Genomic DNA, 20789 nt, shown 5'->3' on the forward strand with positions numbered 1-20789 from the left:
AAATCATCAAGAACCGCGGGCACCCCGGCGGATTTGAGCGGTGCCTCCGCTCAAATCCGCGGTATCCCACCTCTGACACTAACTTGATCGACGATTGTTGACAATAAAATAATGTGACGCGCATCATGGGACGCATGGCCTCCCTTAGCCCTCTCTTGAAGCAGGCGACCCCACTGACAGTCGATCACGCCTTGGGCAGTTGGATCTACGCGACCGATGGAAAAACGTACCTTGATTTCACTACCGGCATTGGGGTGACGAGCACGGGTCATTGCCACCCGCGGGTAGTGGAGGCGGCCCGCGGTCAGGTGGGAAAGATCATTCACGCCCAGTACACCACGGTGATGCACAAGCCGTTGCTGGCGTTGACCGAGAAGCTTGGCGAGGTGCTGCCGGCAGGCCTGGACTCGGTGTTTTATGCCAATTCCGGATCGGAGGCGGTGGAGGCTGCGATCCGTTTGGCCAGAATGGCCACGGGCCGGCCAAACCTCGTAGTGTTCCAGGGCGGTTTCCATGGTCGGACGGTTGCGGCGGCTTCACTGACCACCGCCGGAACGAAGTTCTCCGCAGGGTTCTCCCCGCTGATGCCGGGGGTGCACATGTCCGCCTTCCCCTACGCCTACCGGTACGGCTGGGATGAGGCGGCCGCCGTGGAATTCGCATTGAAGGAACTGGACTACCTGCTGCAAACCCGCACCGCGCCCAACGACACCGCAGCATTCCTGATCGAACCGGCCCTGGGCGAGGGTGGGTACCTGCCCACCCCGGCGGCGTTCCTGGAGGGACTGCGCGAACGTGCCGACCGGCACGGCATCCGGCTGATCTTCGACGAAGTCCAGACAGGCGTGGGCCGCATGGGCAAGTTCTGGGGGCACCAGTACTCCGCCGCCACCCCGGACATCCTCATCACTGCGAAGGGCATCGCCTCCGGATTTCCGATCTCCGCAATCGCCGCTTCCACCGAACTGATGTCCAGGGGCTGGCCCGGGTCCCAGGGCGGGACCTACGGCGGGAATGCGGTCTCTGCCGCCGCCGGCGTCGCCACCCTCGATGTCATTCGTGACGAAGGGTTGGTGGAAAACTCACGGATCCGCGGCGAGCAACTCCAGGCCGGACTAAAGGAAATCCAGGCCCGTTTCCCCGCCATTGGCGACGTCCGCGGCAAGGGCCTGATGCAAGGCATAGAATTCACCACCGAAGCCGGCGGCCCCGACGCCGCCACCGCGGCAGCCGTCCAACAGGCGACGACCCGCCACGGCCTGCTCACCCTTACGTGCGGGCCCGCAGGCAATGTCGTCCGCCTGATCCCCGCCCTTATCGTCACCGCCGAAGAAATCGCCACCGGCCTCGAACGCTTCGAAAACGCCGTCGCCACCGTTACCGCGGCCGTTCCCTCGAAATATTGAGCCTAACCATGACGGATGCTGTTCGCTCCCCCGCAGGCCCGGCAACGGGCACGCGCCGAACAGGCGCACCGGATGCAGGTCTCCCCGCGGTGCTTGCACGCCTGACATCCGCGGGCATGGCTGCCGACAGCTCGCCACGCCGCGTAGCGGAATACTCCTATGACGCTTCCAACTACCGGGTAACCCCGCTTGCCGTGGTGTTCCCCCGGACGGTCGAGGACGTGCTCGCGGTCGTTGCTGCATGCCGGGAAACGGCAACCCCGCTGATCGGGCGCGGCGGCGGGACGTCCATGGCGGGCAACGCCATGGGCCCAGGCGTGATACTTGACTTTTCCCGCCACATGAACGCGATCCACGAGATCGACGAGGTGGAGGGCACCGTGAGCGTCGAGCCCGGCGTCGTGCTCGCCGTCCTCTCCCACGAGGTGGAGAAGGCCACCGGTGATCGGTTCACCTTCGCCCCGGACCCGTCCTCCAAGAACCGTGCCACCGTGGGCGGCTCGCTGGGCAATGATGCGTGCGGCAACCACTCCGTTCGCTACGGCCGGATCTCCGACCACGTCGTGGAGATTGACGTCGTCACTTCGGACGGCGCGCGCCTGACGGCCACGGCCGGCGGGCTGCGTGCCACAGATCCTGGCGACAGCGACTCCGCAGCGCGTGCGGGTGCACTGACCGCCTCCTTCAAAGACTTGGCCCGCAGTCACCTGTCCGAGTTCCGCCTGGAACTCGAACGGATCCGGCGTCAAGTCTCCGGCTACCATCTGGCCCACCTTCTTCCGGAAAACGGGTTCAATATCGCCCGAGCCCTCGCGGGGTCCGAGGGGACCTGCGCCATCATTGTCGGCGCCCGGATGAAGCTTGTGCCTAAGCCGGCCAGCGCCCTGCTGGTGTGCCTGGGTTATGCGGACATAGTCGACGCGGCTCGGGACGTCATGACCATCCTGGAGTTCTCCCCGGCTGCCGTCGAAGGTATCGATGAGGCGATCGTGGACACCATGCGCTTCCGCCGCGGCAAGGGCTCGGTGACGGGTTTGCCCACAGGCAAAGCCTGGCTGTACGTGGACCTCGACGGCGGGAATCCGCACCAGGTCAGGGCGGAAGCTGACCGGCTGCTCGCCCGACTCAGGGAAAACGGCCGCTTGGTGGATGGGCACGCCGTGCCGGACCTGCAGGAGCGAGCCGCTCTTTGGCGTGTCCGCGAGGACGGCGCCGGGCTCTCAGCACGCCTCTCCACCGGTGGAGAATCCTGGCCAGGATGGGAAGACTCTGCAGTCGCACCCGAGAACCTTGCGGATTACCTCTCAGACTTCCGCGACCTTCTGGGCCGCTACGACCTGACGGGCGTAATGTACGGACACTTCGGTGCCGGCTGCATGCACATCCGGATCACCTATGACCTGCGCACCCCAGCCGGCCGCCGCGTCTTCCGCGACTTCACACAGGAAGCTGCCCGGCTGGTGGTCCGCCACGGCGGTTCGCTCTCCGGCGAACACGGCGACGGCAGGGCACGATCGGAACTGCTGCCCCTGATGTACTCCCCGCGCCTGCTGGCGGCCTTCGCCACGTACCGGCGCATCTGGGACCCGGCAAGAATCCTCAATCCCGGATCCCTCACCGATCCTGACCCCCTGGACGTCAATCTGGCGCTCCAAGGCATTCCCGAGCGGCATTGGCGCACGAGCTTCGACCTGCGCCCGGTCAGCACCGGAGGCGGAGCGACGGCCGAAACCGACACCCCCGAGACCTCCACCGGCAGCGGTACAGACCCATGGGTCCACGCGCTTCAAAGCTGCATAGGCGTGGGACGATGCCGCACGGACGCGGGCGGCGTGATGTGCCCCAGCTACCGCGCCACGAAGGACGAGAAGGACTCCACCCGGGGCCGGTCCCGGGTACTCCAGGACATGGTCCGCGGCGCCCGCACCGTGGAGGAAGGCTGGAAGTCCGAGGAGGTCCGCGAGGCGCTTGACCTCTGTCTGTCCTGCAAGGCCTGCTCCACCGACTGCCCCACGGGCGTCGACATGGCCACCTACAAATCCGAATTCTTCTCGCACTACTACAAGGGCAGACTCCGCCCGATGTCCCACTTCTCCCTGGGCTGGCTGCCCCGCTGGCTTAAGCTCACGGGCCGCTCCGCGCCTCTGGTCAACGCCGTGATGTCCACCCCGCTGGCGAAGGTCGCCTCCGCCCTGGGCGGGCTGACCACCCGGCGTGCGATGCCACGTTTCGCCGGAGCCGGCGAGTGGCGTCGCGAAGTAGCAGCCGCCGGCATCGGTCCGGCAACCGACCACAGCGGCGGCCTTGCTCCAGATGAACACGGCGTGGTGCTTTTCGTGGACAGCTTCACCCGCGGCTTCCGGCCGGAGGTGGCCGGTTCCGCTGCCCGCGTTCTGGCCGGCTCGGGCTCCGTGGAATGCTCAGCCGAGTCCTGCTGCGGCCTGACCTGGATTTCCACCGGCCAGCTGGACACCGCGAAAAAGCACATGGCCTCGGCAGCGGAAGCTTTGGATGACGGGACCGATCGGCCCATCGTGGTGGTGGAACCCAGTTGTGCGGCGGCGCTGCGCAAGGACCTGCCCGAACTGGTCCACACCGAACGGGCCCGCCGGGTTGCCGCCCGCGTGCGAAGCTTTGCGACGTACGTCGACGAGCTGTCCACCGCCGGATGGAAACCAGCGCCGGCCCGCCCCCTTCCAGAACAAGTGGTGCTGCAGACGCACTGCCACGAATACTCGGTCTTCGGAGCCAGTGTCCAGCGCTCCGCTCTCAGGTCCGCAGGCGTCAAGAGTGTGGTGGATGCGCCCGGCTGCTGCGGCGTGGCCGGAAACTTCGGCTTCGAGAAGGACCACTACGGCATCAGCATGCTGGTTGCCGAGCAAGCGCTGGCCCCGGCCCTGCGTCAGACCGATTCCTCTTCGGTGATCCTTACTGACGGATTCTCCTGCGCCATGCAGGTGAAACAGATCGATGGCTCCAGGCCGGGTCGTCACCTGGCCCAACTATTGGACCCCGGCGAATGAGCAGCATTGATTTCCCAACGCAACGCCGGCCACAACACCTCCAACCAAGAAAAGGATCGCTCATGAGCATTCAGTCAGCCGGCTCCCGAACGTCACAAAAGGCGCTCAACGCCGTCGCAAAGGTCAGCACGAACCTCTACATTGACGGGGAGTGGACCGAAGCATCGTCCGGTGCCCGGTTCGATGTCGTCAATCCTGCCACCGAGGAAGTCATCGCCAGCGTCGCCGACGGGGGCCCCGAAGACGCGCGCCGGGCGATCGAAACCGCCGGCCGGGTCCAGAAACAGTGGGCCAAGACCCCGCCCCGGGAGCGCAGCGAAATCCTGCGCCGCGCGTTCGACCTGATCATGGCCCGCCAAGACGAACTGGCATTGATTATGACCACGGAGATGGGAAAACCCTTTGCCGAGTCAAGAGGCGAGGTGGCGTACGCCGCCGAGTTCTTCCGTTGGTTCTCGGAGGAAGCCGTCCGCATTAGCGGAGATCTGACCACCAGCGGCGACGGCAAGAACCGCATCCTCGTCTCGAAGGAACCCGTTGGACCCTGCGTCTTGGTCACGCCCTGGAACTTTCCACTGGCGATGGGCACCCGGAAGATCGGCCCTGCCATTGCGGCCGGCTGCACCATGGTCTTCAAGCCTGCCAACCTTACTCCACTGTCTTCGCTGGCACTGGCGGACGTCCTGGCAGAGGCTGGCCTGCCCAAGGGTGTGCTGAACCTGGTCACGACCTCCAAAGCCTCCGAGGTGGTCACCCCATGGATGGAAAGCGGCATTGCCCGAAAGGTTAGCTTCACCGGGTCCACCGGCGTGGGCATCCGCTTATTGAAGCAGGCTGCCAAAAACGTCATGCGTTCTTCCATGGAACTGGGCGGGAACGCCCCTCTCATTGTGTTTGATGACGCGGACTTGGACCGCGCCGTTGAGGGAGCTTTCGCCGCGAAAATGCGCAACATGGGTGAAGCCTGCACCGCCGCCAACCGGATCTTCGTGCAGCGCTCCGTGGCCGCTGACTTCGCCGTCCGCCTCGCCCAGCGGCTGAGCGCCTTAAAGGTCGGTGACGGCGCAGTAAGCGGCACGGACGTCGGCCCGCTCGTGGAGGAAAAGGCTCTCAACAAGGTCCAGGAACTTGTGGACGACGCCGTTTCCAAGGGCGCCAAGGTGGTCTGCGGCGGCTCCCGCCCCGAGGGCAGCGGCTACTTCTACTCCCCAACAGTGCTTGCGGACGTCGGCCCCGACGCCGCGTTGATGAACGAGGAGATTTTCGGGCCGGTGGCGCCCGTCATCCCCTTCGACACCGAAGACGAGGTGGTGCGGTGGGCGAACGACACCCCTTGGGGCCTTGCCAGCTTTGTGTTCACCCAGGACCTGGACCGCGCCCTCCGCGTCGGCGAAAGTCTGGAGTCGGGCATGGTCGGCCTTAACACGGGCATCGTTTCGAATCCGGCGGCGCCGTTCGGCGGCATCAAGGCCTCCGGTCTGGGCCGCGAGGGCGGGCGCGTGGGCTTGGATGAATTTTTGGAGATCAAGTACATGGCCATCCCGCGGGTCTAGGGATTGGCAACCTCGTCCCACGACGCCGCCTCGCGAATGGCTCCCCCACTCACCGGCTGGAAATGTGGAAGTGAGGGAGCACTGGCGCAACCGAGGGGACGGCTAGGGAATCAGCCGCATCAGTGCGTCCTCCATGTGTTCGGCCATCAGCTTCTCGGCGAGGTCTGAATCTCCCTTGGAGATGGCTTCCGCGATGCGTTTGTGCTCGGCGATGCGCTTGTCGGCCGTAGCGTACGTGCTTTTCAGAGCATTGAGGCACATCCGTGTTTCCGTCAGGAGAGTGTCGTGCATCTTCTTCAGGCGAGGGCTGCCGGCGAGCTCAACCAGGAGGGCATGGAAGCTCATGTCCGCTTCGGTCATGGCTTCGCCGCGGGGGCTTTCCGCCGCATCCTCCATGGCACGCACGGCTTTCATTAGCTGGGCCGCGCTGTCCTCCGGGTTCGTGCTGACCAAGCGGCGGATGGCGGCTGCTTCCACCGCGGTTCGGGCCAGGTAGATGTCCCGAAAATCGTCCTCGTCCATGCTGACGACGAAGAGGCCCCTGTTCCGGTAACTGACGAGCAGCCCTTCCTGGGTGAGCCGCTGCATGGCCTCCCGCAGGGGCCCCCGGCTGACCCCCAGTTCTTTGGCAAGCTCGGCTTCACCGAGTTGGAGGCCTGGAGCGAAATCACCTCGGGCGATTGCATCGCGGATACGGCGGGCAATAATGGCCGGCGTAGACTCCTGCACTATCGGGTCGAGCACTCCCCTTTTCATCCTGATTTCCATCCTCGCTGCCATTGAGCCCCACCAACTCGTTCTGGTCGAACCCGTAGCCATCGCTGTCCAAGTCAGATGTCTTTAGTCGACAATTGCATAGTTTACTCCGTAGCCCGGAGTTGGCCCGGAAAGCCTGCCGGTCGGCGCGAACAAAGCGCGGTTGGCAGAGGTCCGCCCGGCCGGCCCGGCGAGACCTGAAACGCGCGATAGGTGCGGCGAGTCCAGGCCGTACTTCAGCACTGAACTTCAAGCGATGCGAGAAACAGCGCAAAAAGTGTTGATGTGACCCCCGTCACGGACTATGCTGGCAACACCCGCTGGCAGATTGTGTACAAAAGGCAATCGACTTAATCGGCCTCCGCCGGGCGGGCCTTCGGCTATCGGCGCTGGGAGAAACACATGAAGCTGAACAGGAAAGCCAACACCATCGGCGCGCTTGCACTGGCCGCCACCTTGGCGGCAACCGGGTGCGGGGCAATGGGAGGCTCCGGAGACGGGCAGACCGGGGAAGCCACGGGCACCGGTTCCGCGGAGAACTGGACTACGCCCGCCCTCAATACGGCTCTGAACGGCAAGACGACGGAAACCACCTATGAGCCCATTGCAAACGACAAAATTACCAAGCAGTGGAAGATCTGTGTCCTGTTCCCTCACATGAAGGATTCCTACTGGGCCGCCACGAACTACGGGACGCTGATCGAGGCACAGAGGGACAAGGTTGAGTACAGCATGTTCGAGGCTGGAGGCTATACCAACCTCGACAAGCAGCTAAGTCAGATGCAGGACTGCATCAACGGCGGCTACGACGCGATCGTTCTGGGCGCCATCAACGCAACGGGCGTGTGCCCCCAGGTGGCTGCCGCGCTGGAAAAGAAAATACCGGTGGTGGACTTCATCAACGGTACGGACTGCCCCGAGTCCAAGGACAATCCCCTCTTCTCCCACGCGCTCGTGAGCTTCCATGATCTGGCAGTGACGACGGCCGAGTACATCATCGATGACACCAAGGGGTCACCCGCCCTGGTGGGTTTCTTCCCCGGGCCGGAAGGCGCCGGATGGTCCGATGCGGCAGTCAAGGGTTTCCAGGACACCATCAAAGGAACCAACGTCAAGATGGCGGAGATGCGGCGCGCCGATCCGGGCCTGGAGATCCAGCAGAACCTCATTGAGGACACCCTCAAGGTCCATCCCGACATCACCCACATCGTGGGAGTTGATATTGCTGCCGAAGCCGGCGTGAATGCGGTGCGGAACGCCAACATGACGGGGAAAGTTGACGTCTACGCCTTCGACATCATCCCGCCCGTGTACGACGCGATCGTGGCCGGCGACGCCGTAGGTTCGCCAACGGACTTCACCACCATCCAGGGACGCATGGCCGTTGACCAAGCCGTCCGCATGCTGGAAGGCGAGAAGCTGGAGGCGCCCACCTCCGGACCGGTGCCCAAGATGATCACCCAGGAGAACGCCGCCGACGTGCCCTACAACGAGATGTTCGCGCCGCGGGACTTCAAGACGGTGACGAGCTGGACACCGAAGAGCTGATCCATCCACGCGGGGCCGGGCCCCGCGTGTGTTCCCGGTTCGTGGGCACTCGCATCTGAAGGGAGTGAAGCTGGCATTGGAACAGCATCCGATCGTTGCACTCGGCAATATCGTCAAGACCTTCGGGCCCGTGAGGGCACTCAAAGGGATGTCCCTCGACCTTTACCCCGGCGAAGTACACATCCTGCTGGGCGAGAACGGCGCGGGAAAATCCACGCTTGTGAACATCCTCCTCGGTAACTACCAGCCGGACAGCGGCACCATTACCGTCCGCGGCTCGGACGTCGCCCACCACTCACCGGCGAATGCCCGGAAACTGGGCATCAACGTCGTCCTGCAGGATTTCAGTTTGGCTCCAACGCTGTCCGTCACCGAGAATCTGTTCCTCGGCCGTGAGGTGAAAACATTTGGGTTTGTGAACCGCACCAAGATGCGGGCCATTGCCCGGGAGAAGGTCGGCCAGCTTGGGGCAGCCATCGACCCGGACGCTGAGGTTGGGACGCTGCCAAGGGCCGAACAGCAGCTCGTGGAGATCACGAAAGGGCTGCTCGGGACACCGGGCATCCTCCTTCTCGATGAGCCCACGGCTGCCATCAGCGAACGGGAAGCGGACCGGCTTTTCCGGATCATAGACCGGCTCCGGGACGAGGGCTGGGCGCTTCTCTACATCACCCACCGGATGGAGGAGGTCCGACGCCTGGGCGACCGGGTCACCGTGATGCGGGACGGCACCTTCATTTCGACCCATACCCTCGACCAGGTTTCCGAAGAGCAGTTGATCACCGACATGGTCGGCCGGGAGCTCGCGGCCGTCTATCCGGAAAAGGCCGAAACCAAGGGTGAACCCCTGCTGGAGATCGAGGATGCATCCACGGCCGACGGCAAGGTCGCCCATGCATCCCTGCGGGTGTGTCGGGGTGAGATTGTCGCCGTGGCCGGGCTCGTGGGTTCGGGGAAAAGTGAACTCGCAAAGGCCGTCCTCGGTCTCATCCCCCTGTCCAGCGGTTCCGTCTCGGTCAACGGCAGGAAATTCAGTCGCCCCAACCCCCGCCAGATGATCCAGGCGGGTATCGGCTTCATGCCGGAGGACCGCAGGCGGGAAGCCCTGGCGCTTGACCTCAGCGTTCAGGAGAACATTGCTCTTGAAGTCAACCGGATTAAGAAGTACAGCACGCTGGGGCTGATCCACGGAGCACGGATCCGTTCCCTCGCGCAGGCACTGGCCGAGCGGCTCGATATCCGGCCGCGGTCCGTAACTGCCGAGGCCCGGGCCCTGTCGGGCGGCAATCAACAGAAGGTCGTTCTGGCCCGCGCCCTGACACGGGAACGGAAGGTTTTCGTGGTGGCCGAGCCTACTTCCGGGGTGGATGTCGGGGCCCGCCAGGAGATATATGCCAATCTCCGCAAACTGTGCAGTGACGGTGCCGGCGTCCTCATGGTCTCCTCCGACCTCGAGGAGGTCGTCGGACTTGCCGACCGGGTCTATGTGATGAACGGCGGGCGCGTTCAGGCCGAGCTCGTTGGCAACCAAATCACAAACGAAGCCGTTGTCGCTGGTGCCTTTGGGCATGCAGTAGGCGCATCAGCATAAGGACTGCCATGTCAACAACCGAAGTCAAGGGCCCGGCGACCGCCGTCCGAGGTACCAAGAAACCAAACCGCCAGTTCTGGCTCAGGTTTTTCAGCAGCGTCGGACCGCTGCCGCCGCTGCTGATCGTCATGGTGGTCGTCTTTGCCGTGGCAAACGACCGCTTCCTGCAGCCCGACAACCTGCTATCCGTCTCCCAGCAATCCGTCACGCTCCTGCTGATTTCCCTGGGACAGATGCTGGTACTGGTAACGGGCGGATTTGATCTGTCCGTAGGGGCAACCGTCGCGCTGTCTTCCATCGTGTCTGCCACGATGATGCAGAAAGTCTATGGCGGCATACCGGAATTCTCAGGCCAGTCCATGATCATGGGTTTCGTCGTCTGCATCGCAGTCGGACTGGTCGTCGGGATGGCCAACGGCCTCGGCGTGGCTTTCCTGAAGGTCAACCCGTTCATCGTGACACTTGCCACTGCCACCATCGTCACGGGCATCACGCTGGTCTACAGCGGGGGCGCCACCGTGTCCGGCCTGCCGAGGGACTACATAGTCGGCCTCGGGTCAGGCTTCACCCTGGGCATACCCAACCTGGTTCTCGTAGCACTGCCGATCCTGGCAATTGTTTTCGTCGCACTGAAATGGACAACGTTCGGCCGCCACCTGTATGCCATCGGCGGAAATGCCCTGGCGGCAAAAACCGCGGGCATCCAGGTTCGGCGGAACCTGATTGCCACCTACATCATCTGCGCCGTTCTGTCCTCTATCGCGGCCTACCTCCTGACTGCCCGCAGCGGCTCAGGGCAACCGACCTTTGGGGGAGCTTTTGCGCTTCAATCCATCACCGCGGCCGTCATCGGCGGCGCCTCGCTCCAGGGCGGCCGCGGCGGCGTCGGCGGCACTGTCCTGGGCGTCATCTTCATCATGCTGCTGGGCAACGGAATGAACTTCATGCGGCTCGATACCAACATGCAGAGCATCGCCCTGGGGTTGGCGCTCGTTCTCGCGGTCCTTGCAGACCGCTTCCGTGCCTCGGCCAAGGCGCGCCTCATCGCCAAAGGAGTCGTCAAGTCATGACCACGCCGTTGTTTGAATCCCTCTTGGTCACCAACCGCGGCGAGATCGCCCGGCGCATCATCCGCACAGCGAACGCCCTGGGCATCCGGACCATCGCCGTCTGCTCGGATGTGGACACAGAGCTGCCCTTCGTAAAGGAAGCCGCGGAATTTTTCTCCCTGGGTCCGGCCAATCCTGCCGAATCCTACCTGAACGTCGACAAACTGATGGAAGCAGCCCGTACCGTCCGGGCTTCGGCCATCCACCCTGGCTACGGTTTCCTCGCCGAAAATTCCGGCTTCGCCCGGCGGGTTATCGAAAGCGGCATCACGTGGGTGGGACCTTCACCGGACTCCATGGACATGGTGGCGGACAAGATCAACGCCCGCAACCTGATGCAGGCCGCAGGCGTGCCGGTGGCGACAGGATCGGCCGAACCGGTAAGCGACGCCGCTGAGGCAGTAGAGATCGCCAATTCTGTCGGCTACCCGGTCATCGTTAAACCATCCGGAGGCGGCGGCGGCATCGGGATGATAGTCGCCGACAATGACGAAGACCTGCGGGCAGCCTTCGACACTGCACGGTCGCGTGCAGAGCGCTTTTTCGGGGACTCGCGGATCCTCATTGAACAGTTCATTCAACACGCCCGCCACGTCGAGGTCCAGATCCTCGGACTCGCGAGCGGCAAGGTGATAGCGCTCGGAGAGCGGGACTGCTCGGTCCAGCGCCGTCACCAGAAGGTCGCCGAGGAGTCGCCGTCGCCGGGCATCACACCGGAACTAAGATCCCGGATGCTGGACGGCGCGGTAAGAGCGGGGACTGCTGTCGGTTACCGCAATGCCGGTACGGTCGAATGCCTGGTCGATCCAGTGCGGCAGTCTTTTGTTTTCCTGGAGATGAACACCCGGCTGCAAGTGGAGCATCCTGTCACCGAAGCCGTGTTCTCCATCGACCTTGTCGAGGAACAACTCCGCGTAGCCGCCGGCCAGGACGTCAGCTTCGACGCCGGCAACCTCCAACCGACAGGACATGCCATCGAGATGCGGATCTATGCCGAAGATCCGCAACGCTTTCTGCCGTCGCCCGGGCTCATCAGTGAGTGGACGGAACCCGCAGGAGAAGGTGTCCGCGTCGACAGCGGCTATGCAGCCGGCAATACCGTGACCACGGCCTACGATCCGCTCCTGGCAAAACTCATCGTTTGGGGGCAGGACCGGGAAGAAGCACTCGCACGTGCCGGATCCGCCGTCGAAGCCTTCCAGGTGGCCGGGCTAAAAACCAACCTTCCATTTTTCCGGATGCTTCTCAACGATCCGGCCTTCAAGTCGGGCCGCTACAGCACCGGCATCGTGACCGAAGTCCAGCACCGGGCCGCCGAATCAAAAGCACGGGGCGAAACAGGTCAGGAGGAGCACGCACGATGAAGCCGCACGAGGTTTCCAAACAGTACATCTCGGAACGCTGGGCAGGAGTCCCGTCCGCACTTTACGAGCGCCGGGCGGCCACCGATGGCAAACCCGCGCTCACGTACCGCCTCGCCGGCGACAGTTACCTCCTCGCCGAGTTCGGTGACATGCATTTTGACCTGAACCTGAACTTCTTTGTCCACAACATCAACACCGAGGTGAACCGGTCCCGCCCACCTGGACTGGTCGAAACATCCCCCGGTTTCCGTTCCATACTGCTCTCCTACAACCCGGCGGAAACAAACGTGGCGAACCTCGTTTCGGCATTGGACGAGGCCTATGACAACGCAGCCGGTACGGAAAACCTGGTCCTTCCCAGCCGACGAGTGAATCTTCCTGCCGCGTTTCACGATTCGACCTCCAAGGAAGCCGTTGCCCGCTATGTGCGCAGCATCCGCTCCGACGCCCCCAACTGCATGAACGATAACAACGTCGATTACACGATCGCCTACAACGGGCTTCGGGACGTCGACGAGCTGGTCGAAGTCGTCACCGGGACCGACCTCTGGGTCGGATTCATCGGGTTCTTCCCCGGGCTGCCCTTCACGTTTCCTTTGGATCCGCGGAAGGTTCTCTTCGCGCCCAAATACAACCCGACCCGTACCTGGACAGCGGAAGGAGCTATCGGCCTGGGCGGACCGTGCTACTCGATCTACCCCGTGGAATCGCCTGGCGGATACCAACTGCTCGGCAGAACCCTGCCCGTGTACGACATCCAACAGCGCAACCCTGCTTTCGCCCAGTCGCCTCTGCTGCTGCGCCCCTGCGACCGGGTCAGATTCCATGCCGTTTCCGAGCAGGAACTGACCGATTCCTTCGAAGCCGTGCACCGGGGCGAATACGTCTACGACATACAGGACGAAGACTTTGACGTCGCCGGCTATAACGCCTGGTGCGCTTCGCTCGTGGCCGAGGCCGCAGACTTCACCGCCAAGCGGGACACCGCTGCCGCCGCAACCGCCGTCCCGTGAGGAGCCACGTATGTCCATTGAAGTTGCGCAACCCGGCATCCAGACAACCGTCCAGGACTGGCCTGGACGAATCGGAATGCTGTCACGCGGTTATTTCCCCGCCGGTCCGATGGATGATTTCGCGTTCCGGCTCGGCAATGTCGCCGTCGGCAACAGCCCCGACGCTGCGGGCCTGGAAATCACACTGGGCAAGACCAAATTCCGGTTCCGGTCCCCCGCCACGGTGGCCGTAACCGGCGCCGCAGGTGAAGTGACCGTCGACGGAAGCCCGGTGCCACAATGGGCTGCCGTTGACGTTCCCGCGGGTGCCGAACTGAAAATCGGTTTGGCGTCATCTGGGTTCAGGTTTTATCTGGCGGTAAGAGGCGGAATCGATGTCCCCCAAATCCTCGGTTCCCGGTCCACCTACACCATGGGTTCACTCGGAGGAGTGGAAGGACGGGCGCTCGTCAAGGGAGACGTCCTGGACATCGGAAGCTCGGATACCTCATCCATAGCGGAACTGCCGCAGGAACGGATCCCCGAGTATCGGCACGACTGGGAACTGGAAGTAGTGCCAGGGCCATTTGCCTCACCCGAGTTCTTCACGGAAACGGACGTACAAAACTTCTTTGCTCGCTCTTGGACGGTTGACCAAAATTCAAACCGTACCGGTATCAGGCTGGACCCAGTGAGGTTGCAGTGGGCCCGGCCCGACGGCGGGATTGCCGGCGGACATCCATCCAACATCCTCGACACCGGCTACCCTGTCGGCGGAATCAACCTCAATGGTGACACTCCCGTGATCCTCGGACCTGACGGGCCCACTTCCGGCGGCTTCGTCGTCTTCGGAGTCGTGCCGAAGGCGAGCCTATGGAAAACCGGCCAGATGCGGCCGGGGACCGACACGATCCGGTTCAAGCCCATTTCCATCGACGACGCCTATGCATTGGACGAGGAACGTTCCATGCTCATGTCTGCAGCAGGAGGAACCGGATAATGAACACAGCCATCGAAATCAACTGCGACATGGGAGAAGGTTACGGCCGCTGGCGCTTCGCGCCGGACGAGGAGTTCATGCCCTATATCAGCGCCGCCAACATCGCCTGCGGCTTCCATGCCGGGGACCCAAGAACCATGCGCCGCACCGTCCGGGCGGCGGTCGACCAGGGCCTCCAGATCGGAGCGCACGTCGCGCTGCCGGACCTTCTGGGCTTCGGACGACGACGAATAGCGGTCTCGGCAGAAGAGCTTCAGGACTACACGCTCTATCAGATTGGCGCCCTGAAGGGCTTCGTGGAGGCTGAAGGGGCGAAACTATCGCATGTGAAACCGCACGGGGTCATGTACCTGATGTCGCTGGAGGACGAAGAGCTGGCTGAAGCTGTCATCGCGGCCGTCGCCGAAATAGACAGTTCCCTGCCTCTCTACTGCTTCGACAAGCGCCACACGGAGCTCGCCGCCCGCTACGGCGTCCGGTTGGTCCAGGAAGGATTTGTCGACCTCGGCTATGACGACGCCGGCAACCTCCTTATCGAGCGGGAAAAGCTCGCTTGGGACCCGGCACTCGTGTCCTCACGTGCGATCAGGTTCGTGCGGGAAGGGAAAGTAGCTACCGTCTCCGGGCGGGATCTTGAAATCTCCCCGGAAAGCATATGCCTGCACGGGGACGCGCCGAACTCAGTGGAGGTGATCCGCACGGTCTGGCAGTCCTTGAAGGATGCCGGCATATCTGTGCGTCCGTTGACGGAAGCCGAAAACGCGGCGCCGGCACCGGACTGATCCCGGTGTGCATCGAGCTGACCGCCGGATGGGTAGGAGCAACGAGTTGAGTGAGCCTGTACTGGAGCCGATCCTCATCGACGGGACGGTGGACACCATTGTCAACCGGCTGCGGGGCGCGATCGAAAAGGGCGCTTACAGGCCCGGCCAACAGCTGCGCGAAACCAGTCTTGCCCGGCAGCTGAACGTCAGCCGATCGCCGGTGCGCGAAGCAATGCAGCGGCTCATACAGGAAGGCCTCCTGCACCGGGTACGCAACCGCGGGGTTTTTGTCCTGGAACTGTCCGAGGCGGATATGGATGACATATCCGTCGCCCGCCATTCCGTTGAAAAGGCAGCAGCCGAGGAGCTGGCGAAGAATCCAAGGAAACAGATTTTCGATGAACTTCGCAGCATCGTCGTCGACATGAAGGAAGCCTCGGAAAGAGGTCATCCGTGGTCGGATCTGGTCGACTTGGACCTGGCGTTCCACACGGTCTTGGTCGGGAGTCTCGGTAACAAACGCCTCACGGTTTTCTATCAGACCCTCCTCACTGAAACGCGCCTGTCGCTCATGATGCTGGAGAACCTGTATCCCCATCCGGAAGAGATAGCGGCCGAACACCAGGAGCTCCTGGCAAACGTGGAAGGTGGAAACATTGAGGACCTGGACGAGCAGATCAAGAAACACATGGACCACACGGGCCAGCGCCGCCGGTCCACGACGAACACAACACCTTAAAGGCCGGGCTATTCGAGGAGGAACAAAAATTGAGCGAAGTACGGTCGGATCTGGCTGCCAACGTTTGGAAAATCCTCGTGGCGCCGGGAGCGTCTGTTGAGGAAGACGAAACCATCATGATCCTCGAATCCATGAAAATGGAAATTCCGGTTGAAGCGCCCGAATCGGGTGTTGTTGCGGACATCTCCGTGTCCGAAGGAGACGCGGTCACGGAAGGGCAGCTGCTCGCCGTCCTCGATTAACCGGCGCGGCACATGCCGCAACCGGATGTTCAAGTGCAATTTCACCTGAACGAAAGCTGGCTCCGCGCCTGACTCCCGCAACCGATGCAAAATCGGGGGCTGCCGACGAGGTACAGGGCAGTCCGGCGGTGTCTTCTACATGGAATCGCCCCCTATTGGCCTGCCTAGGAGAAAAACAATGGCTACCGACGCAACCGTTCTTGATCCGGCAAACCCTACCAAGCTCGTTGGCGAGTCACTGTGGAGCGCCCAGGCGCACATGCCCTCGGTTCTGCAACGCCGCATCGTCATTACCGAAGGCCACGGCGCATACCTGACCACCTCGGACGGCCAGCGCCTGCTGGATGCCACCGCCGGACTGTGGCACGCAAACATCGGCCACGGCAGGGAATCAGTGGCGAAAGCGGCCTATGACCAGATGTGCAAACTGGAGACATACCACGTTTTTGGCCGGTTCTCGAACGATGTGGCACTCTCCCTCGCCGACCGGCTCGTGGCCCTGGGGCCGATCCCGGACGCCAAGATAATTTTCAACAGCGGCGGGTCTGACTCCGTCGACTTGGCCTGCAAGATTGCGCGGCGCCATTGGCAGCTTGAGGGCATGCCGGACAAGAAAACCATCCTCAGCCGTACTTACTCGTACCACGGGCTCCACGCCTTTGGCACCAGTATCGCCGGGCTTGATTTTAATAGGGACGGCTACGGGACGGATTCCCTCGTCCCCGAGACGGCCCTCGTTCCGACCAACGATCTGGAAGGCGTACAGGCAGTCGTCGACGACATCGGGCCGGAGAATATTGCCGCCATCTTCACCGAGCCAATCATAGGGACCGGTGGGGTGATTCCCCCTGCCCCCGGTTATCTTGAAGGCCTGCAGCAAATCGCCCGGAAGAACGACATTCTTCTAATCGTCGATGAAGTCATCACCGGATTCGGCCGGGCAGGCTTAATGTTCGCCTCCGAAAGGTTCCATCTCGAGCCCGACATGATTCTGCTGGCCAAAGGAATAACATCCGGCTACGCCCCGCTGGGCGGGGTCCTCATATCCAACCGGATCTGGGGACGGTTCTATCAGGGACAGGACGCCCCCGTATCGAGGCACGGCATGACGTACTCGGGGCATGCCACAGCTTGCGCAGTTGCACACGCCAACCTCGACATCCTCGAGAACGAAAATCTCGTTGCGCGGGCCTTGGAATTGGAATCCGTCCTCGATAAGGCCCTTGCACCTCTTGCCTCGCATCCTCTCGTGCAGGAAATCCGCAGCGGCGTTGGATTTCTCGCCGGCGTCCAGCTCGCAGACCAGGCGGACGCCGAGGCTGTGGCCAACTCATGCATCGACAACGGCGTCGTCGTGCGGCCCCTGCGCGGCAACACCCTCCAAATCAGCCCGCCATTCGTCGTGAGCGACGAGGACGTTCACTTGATCGCGAAGACCATCGGGCAGGTTCTGGACGCACGCACCAGTACCCGGCCGGCATCACCAGAGCTGTCGGGAACATGATGTTAGACCGATAGTCCTTCGCCGATTGCTGTTCGTCCCGTCCCTGGGCAAAAACCACGCGACCTCACAAATGCTGGGCACTTATCACTCGAACCTCTTCCACTGTCCTTCGGAAACCACCTCGACGGAGCCGTCGACGACCTTGATCGCTGTCTGTTCGTCGATGGCGTAGGCAGGGGCGCCTATGTCGGCGGCCCACCGCTCTGCGTGGGCCAGGGTGTTGCTCGGGAAAGCGTTCAGGTGCGGAAAGATTGAAAATTCCACCACCCCCAGAGTCCGGTCATCCGGAGCGGACGGCCACTCAACGAAGACTTCCCCGATCCGGGGCGTCATCACCATGCTTCCGGCACTCACTCCCACCCACACCATGTCGGGAAGTGACGGGAGCAGTTCGGCCAGCCCGGACTCCCGCACCCAATGGGACAGGTACGTCGCCTCGCCGCCGTCGACCAAGAGCACGTCGGCCTCCCGAAGCCACGGGACCCACCGATCCGCGCCAATGGTGGGCAGCGCGGTAAGCTCGAGAACCCCGAGCGACGCCCAGCCCAGGCCGGACAAATGACGGAAGTCATTCTCGGCGGCCAGGAGGTTCCGCACCGATGCCGGTCCGCACAGCGGGTGACCCCACTGCGCTGTCGGGATGACCAGGGCGCGGCACTGCGACACCGGCTTGTCGAGAAGCTGCACGAGCGCAGAGTGAATGCTCGGGTTCGTCACGCCGCCAGAAGTCAGCAAGAGCTTCAACGTGCCTCCAGAGTCCCCGCGTGGATGGTGAATGTGCCCGGAGCCGTGGGAACCGGCTGGAACTCACCGACAGATCCGGTAAGAACGCCCGTCTGCTGCCCGGACCTTCAATAGGTACACACCCAGTCAAACTTTGTCCACAGTTCGACGTGGACGCAGACCTCAGGTTGGTCTGTCCATTCATGAAAGCGTTATTGGTCTGTTCGACGCGCGACCCTCTGCGGCTCACACCGCCGTCGAACGGGTGGTTAGGCTGGGTGGATGGCGACAGTCATCCTCGTGCGGCACGGCCGCACCACAGCCAATGCCACCGGCCTGCTGGCCGGTCGGGCCGGCGGCGTCTGCCTCGACCAGGTCGGGCGGGATCAGGCGGCCCTGACCGGAGACCGGCTCGCGGCGGTGCCCGTAGTCGGGGTGGTGTCGAGCCCTCTGGAGCGTTGTCGGCAGACCGCGCAGTTCATCCTCGACCGCCAGGCTGGCTCGCCGTACGCGCCGGTCGACCTAGACCTCACCGAATGCGATTACGGCGAGTGGCAGGGCCGCGCGATCAGTGATCTTGAGACCGAGGAATTGTGGCCGGTCGTGCAGTCGCAACCGTCCGCCGTCGTCTTTCCCGGCGGTGAATCCCTGGCCTCGATGCAGGCTCGGTCGGTGGCAGCGATTCGACGCCACGATGCAGCCTTCGAGACGGAATACGGGCCAGGGGCCGTGTGGGTGGCGGTGAGTCACGGTGACATCATCAAGTCGATCCTCGCCGACGCGCTCGGCATGCACCTTGACCTGTTCCAGCGAATCACCGTGGGCCCGGGGTCCGTATCGATCGTGCGTTACGGCGTTAGTCGGCCAAGCGTCTACGCGACCAACACCGACGCCGGTGATCTGTCGTGGCTGTCGAACGGCATCCGCTCTGCCGATGCGCCGGTGGGCGGCGGTGCAGGGCAGCAGGAGCCATGAACCTCATGTGCCTAAAATACTGACATGCCTGCACGTGTTCACGAGTTTGCCTGGCCCGATCGGGTCGTCGTTGGCACCATAGGCCTTCCGGGGGCGCGTACGTTCTATCTGCAGGTGCGTGCGGGGACGCAGATCGTGAGTATTACCCTGGAGAAACAGCAGTCGGCCCTGCTCGCAGAGAAGATCGACGAAATTCTCGACCAGCTCATGGCTCTCGACGGCAACCCCTTCAGCGTTCCCGCGAGTACTCCCACTGAACTCGTTGACAATGATCAGCTTGAGGCAGTTCAGGAGCAGTTTCGCACCGGCTCCATGAGCTTAGGTTGGGACCCGACGACCGCGCAGGTCGTGATAGAGGCCTACCCCATCACCGACGTCGATGCCGACGACGACGAATCGCTTGATGAGGGCGGGGCTCAGGCGGCCGAAATGCTGCTGGTGCGCATGCCGGTCGGCACCGCCCGCGCATTCACCAAGCGCACCCGTGAGATCGTGGGCGCCGGACGTCCGACGTGCCCGCTCTGCGGCTACCCCATAGACGCCGACGGGCACACCTGTACCCTTCCCGAGGCCTGATGCCGGCGCCGGACCTGGTGACCGCCGAGCTGACGCTCACCGGACGCATCACGACGGCTTCAAACGCTACATTTCTGGGCAGCATCGGCGACGTGGCCGTGGTCTATAAGCCGATAGCGGGGGAAAGTCCGCTGTGGGATTTTCCCCACGGCACCCTGGCTCACCGGGAGGTGGCCGCCTACTTGGTCTCGCAGGCCTTCGGCTGGGACATCGTGCCGCACACCTGGCTGCGCGATGGTCCGTTGGGCGAAGGAATGGTACAGCTTTGGCAGGAGCAAGACCCCGCCCAAAGCGCCGTGGACCTGGTCGCGGCGGACCAGGTGCCGGAGACGGGCTGGAGACACGTTCTCAAGGGCCGGGATGAGAACGGACGGATGGTCGCCCTCGTTCACGAAGACTCGCCGGCGCTGAGACGCATGGCGGTGTTCGACATCATCGTCAACAACGCCGACCGCAAAGGCGACCACATTCTTGCCATGACGGACGGACACCGGCACGGCGTGGACCATGGGCTGACCTTTCATCGTGACCACAAGTTGCGCACGGTGTTGTGGGGATGGTTGGGAGACGCTCTAACCGCCGAGGAACGCTACGGCATAGACCGTGTCAGCGAAGGACTGCACGGCGGGCTGGGCCGAAACCTGGCGGACCTGCTCAGCGCCGAAGAAATCGCATCGCTCGCCGCGCGCTGCGCCAAGTTGCGCTTGGCAGGGCGGTTTCCGGCTCCGAGCGGTGAGATGTCCGCGGTGCCCTGGCCGCTGTTCTAATTCGTTAATCAGCAAAGCGCGGGCGGCATCATTTCGCTCCGCGGACTTCTAACCCCGGTAGGACTTCTTCGGCCGACTGCTCGACCTTGCTAGAGGCCTTGCCCTTGGTGAAGCTCACAGTCTTGAGGATGACCCGCTACGGCCGGTAACAGCGTAA

General features: G+C 63.1%; 18 protein-coding genes. 16 read left to right on the forward strand and 2 right to left on the reverse strand.

The annotated features are described in order from the left end of the window. Positions 1-134 precede the first annotated feature (134 nt). The 3 genes from AC5RVV_RS05295 to AC5RVV_RS05305 all read left to right on the forward strand — a co-directional run bounded on the left by AC5RVV_RS05295 (position 135) and on the right by AC5RVV_RS05305 (position 5982). Positions 135-1406 carry an aspartate aminotransferase family protein gene (locus AC5RVV_RS05295; RefSeq protein WP_494000335.1) on the forward strand — a complete coding sequence of 424 codons (1272 nt, stop codon included), beginning with the start codon at positions 135-137 and terminating at the stop codon, positions 1404-1406. Between the two features lie 116 nt (positions 1407-1522). Beyond that, positions 1523-4429: an FAD-binding and (Fe-S)-binding domain-containing protein gene (locus AC5RVV_RS05300; RefSeq protein ID WP_494000336.1), complete on the forward strand. Its 2907-nt coding sequence runs from the start codon at positions 1523-1525 to the stop codon at positions 4427-4429. A 62-nt stretch (positions 4430-4491) separates the two neighbouring features. Continuing rightward, positions 4492-5982 (forward strand): NAD-dependent succinate-semialdehyde dehydrogenase, encoded by a 1491-nt coding sequence (locus AC5RVV_RS05305; RefSeq protein ID WP_494000337.1) that lies wholly within the window; start codon positions 4492-4494, stop codon positions 5980-5982. A gap of 102 nt (positions 5983-6084) precedes the next feature. On the opposite strand, the gene AC5RVV_RS05310 is transcribed toward AC5RVV_RS05305, so the two are convergent. Beyond that, positions 6085-6738 carry a GntR family transcriptional regulator gene (locus AC5RVV_RS05310; RefSeq protein WP_494001283.1) on the reverse strand — a complete coding sequence of 218 codons (654 nt, stop codon included), beginning with the start codon at positions 6736-6738 and terminating at the stop codon, positions 6085-6087. A gap of 402 nt (positions 6739-7140) precedes the next feature. On the opposite strand from AC5RVV_RS05310, the gene torT reads away from it, so the two are divergent. The 10 genes from torT (at position 7141) to AC5RVV_RS05360 (ending at position 17591) form a co-directional block, all read left to right on the forward strand. After that, on the forward strand, positions 7141-8286 hold the full coding sequence (gene torT / locus AC5RVV_RS05315; protein ID WP_494000338.1) for a TMAO reductase system periplasmic protein TorT: 1146 nt from the start codon (positions 7141-7143) through the stop codon (positions 8284-8286). A 76-nt stretch (positions 8287-8362) separates the two neighbouring features. Then, positions 8363-9877: a sugar ABC transporter ATP-binding protein gene (locus AC5RVV_RS05320; protein ID WP_494000339.1), complete on the forward strand. Its 1515-nt coding sequence runs from the start codon at positions 8363-8365 to the stop codon at positions 9875-9877. Positions 9878-9885: 8 nt separating this feature from the next. Then, the gene (locus AC5RVV_RS05325) at positions 9886-10947 is read left to right on the forward strand and encodes an ABC transporter permease (protein ID WP_494000340.1); all 1062 of its coding nucleotides are present in this window, start codon (positions 9886-9888) and stop codon (positions 10945-10947) included. Further along, positions 10944-12350: an acetyl-CoA carboxylase biotin carboxylase subunit gene (locus AC5RVV_RS05330; protein ID WP_494000341.1), complete on the forward strand. Its 1407-nt coding sequence runs from the start codon at positions 10944-10946 to the stop codon at positions 12348-12350. The genes AC5RVV_RS05325 and AC5RVV_RS05330 overlap by 4 nt, the downstream gene beginning before the upstream one ends. Further along, positions 12347-13363, forward strand: coding sequence for a carboxyltransferase domain-containing protein (locus tag AC5RVV_RS05335; RefSeq protein ID WP_494000342.1), 1017 nt, complete (start codon positions 12347-12349; stop codon positions 13361-13363). Before AC5RVV_RS05330 ends, AC5RVV_RS05335 begins: the two co-directional genes overlap by 4 nt. Before the next feature lie 10 nt (positions 13364-13373). Further along, complete coding sequence (locus AC5RVV_RS05340; protein WP_494000343.1) at positions 13374-14342, forward strand: 5-oxoprolinase/urea amidolyase family protein; 969 nt, start codon at positions 13374-13376, stop codon at positions 14340-14342. Then, positions 14342-15124: a LamB/YcsF family protein gene (locus AC5RVV_RS05345; RefSeq protein WP_494000344.1), complete on the forward strand. Its 783-nt coding sequence runs from the start codon at positions 14342-14344 to the stop codon at positions 15122-15124. Before AC5RVV_RS05340 ends, AC5RVV_RS05345 begins: the two co-directional genes overlap by 1 nt. 88 nt (positions 15125-15212) lie before the next feature. Next, the gene (locus AC5RVV_RS05350) at positions 15213-15845 is read left to right on the forward strand and encodes a GntR family transcriptional regulator (protein ID WP_494000345.1); all 633 of its coding nucleotides are present in this window, start codon (positions 15213-15215) and stop codon (positions 15843-15845) included. Between the two features lie 29 nt (positions 15846-15874). Then, positions 15875-16087 carry a biotin/lipoyl-binding carrier protein gene (locus AC5RVV_RS05355; protein ID WP_494000346.1) on the forward strand — a complete coding sequence of 71 codons (213 nt, stop codon included), beginning with the start codon at positions 15875-15877 and terminating at the stop codon, positions 16085-16087. Positions 16088-16265: 178 nt separating this feature from the next. Next, positions 16266-17591 carry an aminotransferase family protein gene (locus AC5RVV_RS05360; protein WP_494000347.1) on the forward strand — a complete coding sequence of 442 codons (1326 nt, stop codon included), beginning with the start codon at positions 16266-16268 and terminating at the stop codon, positions 17589-17591. An 84-nt stretch (positions 17592-17675) separates the two neighbouring features. Here the strand turns inward: AC5RVV_RS05360 and AC5RVV_RS05365 are convergent, their stop codons facing one another. Further along, positions 17676-18335: a Type 1 glutamine amidotransferase-like domain-containing protein gene (locus AC5RVV_RS05365; protein WP_494000348.1), complete on the reverse strand. Its 660-nt coding sequence runs from the start codon at positions 18333-18335 to the stop codon at positions 17676-17678. Between the two features lie 261 nt (positions 18336-18596). Here AC5RVV_RS05365 and AC5RVV_RS05370 point away from each other — a divergent pair, with 261 nt between their 5' ends. From AC5RVV_RS05370 to AC5RVV_RS05380, 3 genes are read left to right on the forward strand one after another with little or no spacing between them, the layout of a single operon-like run. Further along, complete coding sequence (locus tag AC5RVV_RS05370) at positions 18597-19289, forward strand: MSMEG_4193 family putative phosphomutase (RefSeq protein ID WP_494000349.1); 693 nt, start codon at positions 18597-18599, stop codon at positions 19287-19289. 24 nt (positions 19290-19313) lie between these two features. Then, positions 19314-19865, forward strand: a complete 552-nt coding sequence (locus AC5RVV_RS05375; protein ID WP_494000350.1) for a DUF3090 domain-containing protein — start codon at positions 19314-19316, stop codon at positions 19863-19865. Further along, the gene (locus tag AC5RVV_RS05380) at positions 19865-20632 is read left to right on the forward strand and encodes an SCO1664 family protein (RefSeq protein WP_494000351.1); all 768 of its coding nucleotides are present in this window, start codon (positions 19865-19867) and stop codon (positions 20630-20632) included. Before AC5RVV_RS05375 ends, AC5RVV_RS05380 begins: the two co-directional genes overlap by 1 nt. Positions 20633-20789: the final 157 nt, after the last annotated feature.

The sequence above is a fragment of the Arthrobacter sp. MDT2-34-1 genome, from assembly GCF_059091365.1.

Excerpts from the sequence above, each read along its gene's own strand:
- AC5RVV_RS05295 (WP_494000335.1), top strand. The coding sequence starts at position 135 with ATGGCCTCCCTTAGCCCTCTCTTGAAGCAGGCGACCCCACTGACAGTC.
- AC5RVV_RS05300 (WP_494000336.1), top strand. The coding sequence starts at position 1,523 with ATGGCTGCCGACAGCTCGCCACGCCGCGTAGCGGAATACTCCTATGAC.
- AC5RVV_RS05305 (WP_494000337.1), top strand. The coding sequence starts at position 4,492 with ATGAGCATTCAGTCAGCCGGCTCCCGAACGTCACAAAAGGCGCTCAAC.
- AC5RVV_RS05310 (WP_494001283.1), bottom strand. The coding sequence starts at position 6,738 with ATGAAAAGGGGAGTGCTCGACCCGATAGTGCAGGAGTCTACGCCGGCC.
- torT (WP_494000338.1), top strand. The coding sequence starts at position 7,141 with ATGAAGCTGAACAGGAAAGCCAACACCATCGGCGCGCTTGCACTGGCC.
- AC5RVV_RS05325 (WP_494000340.1), top strand. The coding sequence starts at position 9,886 with ATGTCAACAACCGAAGTCAAGGGCCCGGCGACCGCCGTCCGAGGTACC.
- AC5RVV_RS05330 (WP_494000341.1), top strand. The coding sequence starts at position 10,944 with ATGACCACGCCGTTGTTTGAATCCCTCTTGGTCACCAACCGCGGCGAG.
- AC5RVV_RS05335 (WP_494000342.1), top strand. The coding sequence starts at position 12,347 with ATGAAGCCGCACGAGGTTTCCAAACAGTACATCTCGGAACGCTGGGCA.
- AC5RVV_RS05340 (WP_494000343.1), top strand. The coding sequence starts at position 13,374 with ATGTCCATTGAAGTTGCGCAACCCGGCATCCAGACAACCGTCCAGGAC.
- AC5RVV_RS05345 (WP_494000344.1), top strand. The coding sequence starts at position 14,342 with ATGAACACAGCCATCGAAATCAACTGCGACATGGGAGAAGGTTACGGC.
- AC5RVV_RS05360 (WP_494000347.1), top strand. The coding sequence starts at position 16,266 with ATGGCTACCGACGCAACCGTTCTTGATCCGGCAAACCCTACCAAGCTC.
- AC5RVV_RS05370 (WP_494000349.1), top strand. The coding sequence starts at position 18,597 with ATGGCGACAGTCATCCTCGTGCGGCACGGCCGCACCACAGCCAATGCC.
- AC5RVV_RS05375 (WP_494000350.1), top strand. The coding sequence starts at position 19,314 with ATGCCTGCACGTGTTCACGAGTTTGCCTGGCCCGATCGGGTCGTCGTT.
- AC5RVV_RS05380 (WP_494000351.1), top strand. The coding sequence starts at position 19,865 with ATGCCGGCGCCGGACCTGGTGACCGCCGAGCTGACGCTCACCGGACGC.